Raw genomic sequence first — 2,920 nt, 5'->3', positions numbered from 1 at the left:
CGATGTCCAGACTGGCGTGCGTCTCGATATTGACAACGGCCCCACACGGGCCTGGGGCGCGATCGGGGTCGAGGGACTGGCGCTATATTTCTTCAATGTGGAGGCCACGGCATATTTCAGTGACCGAGGCGCCGCAGGGCGTCTGCAAGGTTCCTACGATATCCTGCTGACCAATCGCCTGATTCTCCAACCCCAGGTCGAGATGAACTTCTATTCCGCGTCCGATCGTGCGCGCGGCGTCGGAACCGGGCTGTCCGATATCGATACGGGATTGCGGCTTCGCTACGAATGGCATCGGAAATTCGCGCCCTATATCGGCGTGAGTTATTCCGGCACGTTCGGTCAGGCCGCCGACATGGCACGTTCAAGGCATGAGCGTGTCCAGGACCTGAATTTCACCTTCGGGATCAGGACGTGGTTCTGACCGCTCCTGCCCGATGTGAAGTCGTTGCGGGGCGCACCGTGCGGTCCCGATTCAGATAAAAAAAGATAAGGAACTTACAAATGCTAACTGTCAATTTCAGGATCTCGGCCGCTCTGGTAGCACTTCTGGCCACAGCCTCGGTTGCGCATGCCCAGACACCCGCTCCGGCACCGGCCCAGCCGCAGGGTCAGGATATGTCCGGGATGCAGGGCATGTCCGGTATGTCGGGGATGGACCACGACAAGATGAAAATGGACGGCATGTCCGGTTCCGGCATGAAGGGCATGGAGAAGGGCATGAAAATGAAAGGAAAGATGGGAGGCTGTATGAAGATGAAGGGCATGGATATGTCGAACGGCCACGCCATGGCGCCGTCAGATCACAAGATGAAGATGGGCTGCGGTGACAAGGAAAGCGGCATGAAGATGCCGATGGGGCCGCAGAGCATGCCCGACGCGGTTCATCAGCGCTGATCGATTCCTGATGGAGCGGGGCGGCGCCATAAGCGTCGCCCTTGGAGATGCCCAGGGAGGCACGCATGAAAAGATTAGCCTGGAGTCTCGCCGGTATTCTGCTGGTCGGGATCGGCGCGGGAACGGCCGTCGCTTTCGGTGGTCTGTATGATGTGGGCGCCACCTCGCCGCATTGGCGGCTGACCTATCGTGTTCTGGAAACGGCACGCCTCCATTCAATCCGGCATCACGCCGAGGGCATTACCGCACCTGTCGATCTTGAGACGCAGGCACGGCTCGTCGGTGGTGCATCGCATTTTTCGATGCATTGCGCCTCATGTCATTCGGCGCCGGGCGTCGAGGCCGAGGATATGGCGGAGGGGATGTATCCGAAGCCACCGGTTCTGAATGATGTAGCGCAACGTTATACGCCGGGCGAACTGTTCTGGATTCTCAAGCATGGCATCAAGATGTCGGGCATGCCGTCCTGGGCGGATCATGGTGATGACGATCTCTGGAACATTGTGGCGTTTCTCGAGAAACTTCCGGGAATGAACAGTTCCACCTACCAGGCGCTGGTCGCTCGGGCAGAAGCAGCCGGCGGGCATCATATGCATCACGACATGGATATGCCGATGCCGCGACAGTAGATGCCGCTGGGATAATTGATCGAGATCAAGGAAAATATGCCATACCCCCGTATAGTAATAAGTGGTGTCCTGACGACATCCGGAAAACGGGCCGGTATGAACTTTGCCGAGGATGATGGCGTGTTGGAGAAAGCATGAGGCGCGTCTTTTTGAGCGGGAGTGTCGTGATCATGACACTGCTCATCAGCATGTCAGAGGGATTTGCTCAGGCACCGGGTGAGTCACCTGCCGTTCCGGCCATGTCTAGCGGCACTATGGCGGGGCCTACGGCAGGCAGCCCGCCACCTTCGCTGGCGCTGCGGCGCGATCAGCCGGAAGACGATGGGCCTATGGCAGCGCCCCGGGATGCCGACCGGGGTGCCGAATCGTCCGGCGGAATGAAGACGACCCCCGCTCGACCCGACTCAGGCATGTCCGACATGGGCGGCATGATGTCGATGGGTGGTGACGAGCATGCGAGCCATCACCCTGGCATGGGCGGGATGGGGATCCCCGGTGCGCCATCATCCAGGCCGACTGAGCAGGGCAATATGATGAGCCGCATGCTGCCCCAGGCTGGGCAGGCATTGAGTGCGGTTCCCGGGGCGGACAAGGCCGACGCAGGTTGTTGCGGAGCGCGCGGTCGCACGCCGCTTTATACCTTCATGATGACGCATCCGAAGCTGACGGACGCCGAACGTCAGATGCTGGCCGATATTGCGGCACAGAGGCTTCAAGACGGTCTTCGCGAAGTCGGCACCGCATCGGTCGATGCCACTCAGTCCCTGTCGTGGGAGACGATGCGTCGGTCCAGCCAACATCTCCATGACGGTGTTGCGTTGCTCGATAGCGGAATGGCCGCGCGCGCGGCCGCGACCGGCCTCGTTAATCCTCAAATGGTGGCTTTCAACTGGTTCACGGCACAGATGGGTCTGCCGACAATCGCGGCGAGCCAGCAAAACGGCCTATTTTTCGGACTGACGCCGGCTCACCTGGTGTTCATGACGATCCTGATCCTGGTATCGATCGCTCTGCTGATCTTGCAGGTCCTGCGGTTGCATCGTGTGCAGGAGATTCTCACGACCACCACGGCATTCGCACCGAAACCAACGGTTCCGCCCATGCCACCATCGTCGACCGGCGGCGGTCCAACACCTCCTGTTCCCCCGCCTCCCCCTGTACCGGGACCAGGCGGTGGAACGGCCACTCCGATCGTCGACGTACCGCGACACGGCCTCTGGCGTGGCAGCCTGAAAGTGGCCCGGATCATTCGGGAGACGCCGGCGATCGTGACGTTCTATCTGGTTCCGGCCGATGGGGGGCGGATTCCCTTTGACTTCAAACCCGGCCAGTTCGTGCAACTCACCATCGAGCCGACGTCTGGCAAGCCCGCGAGCCGGTCCTATACGATCGCA

4 protein-coding genes are annotated in these 2,920 nt (G+C 60.5%); all 4 read left to right on the top strand.

What is annotated here, in order from left to right; all coding sequences use genetic code 11:
* Window positions 1-424 (top strand): copper resistance protein B (locus GOB81_RS17225; RefSeq protein ID WP_173571444.1); only part of this gene is annotated, 424 nt, incomplete at its 5' end.
* Window positions 425-504: 80 nt separating this feature from the next.
* The gene (locus GOB81_RS17220; protein ID WP_173571443.1) at window positions 505-897 is read left to right on the top strand and encodes a hypothetical protein; all 393 of its coding nucleotides are present in this window, start codon (window positions 505-507) and stop codon (window positions 895-897) included.
* A 65-nt stretch (window positions 898-962) separates the two neighbouring features.
* Entirely contained in the window at window positions 963-1,526 is a 564-nt protein-coding gene (locus GOB81_RS17215) for a c-type cytochrome (RefSeq protein ID WP_029604279.1), read from the top strand.
* Window positions 1,527-1,696: 170 nt separating this feature from the next.
* Window positions 1,697-2,920: ferredoxin reductase domain-containing protein (locus GOB81_RS17210; RefSeq protein WP_173571442.1), on the top strand; the 1,224-nt coding region annotated here is incomplete at its 3' end.

Source organism: Acetobacter conturbans, assembly GCF_011516755.1.
Classification (GTDB): Bacteria; Pseudomonadota; Alphaproteobacteria; order Acetobacterales; family Acetobacteraceae; genus Acetobacter; species Acetobacter conturbans.
Note: the sequence above shows the minus strand (reverse complement) of the source record. Positions and strands in the feature narration are given on the sequence as shown.

What these genes read in the sequence shown, in the direction of transcription:
- GOB81_RS17220 (WP_173571443.1), top strand. Translation starts at nt 505, where the DNA reads ATGCTAACTGTCAATTTCAGGATCTCGGCCGCTCTGGTAGCACTTCTG.
- GOB81_RS17215 (WP_029604279.1), top strand. Translation starts at nt 963, where the DNA reads ATGAAAAGATTAGCCTGGAGTCTCGCCGGTATTCTGCTGGTCGGGATC.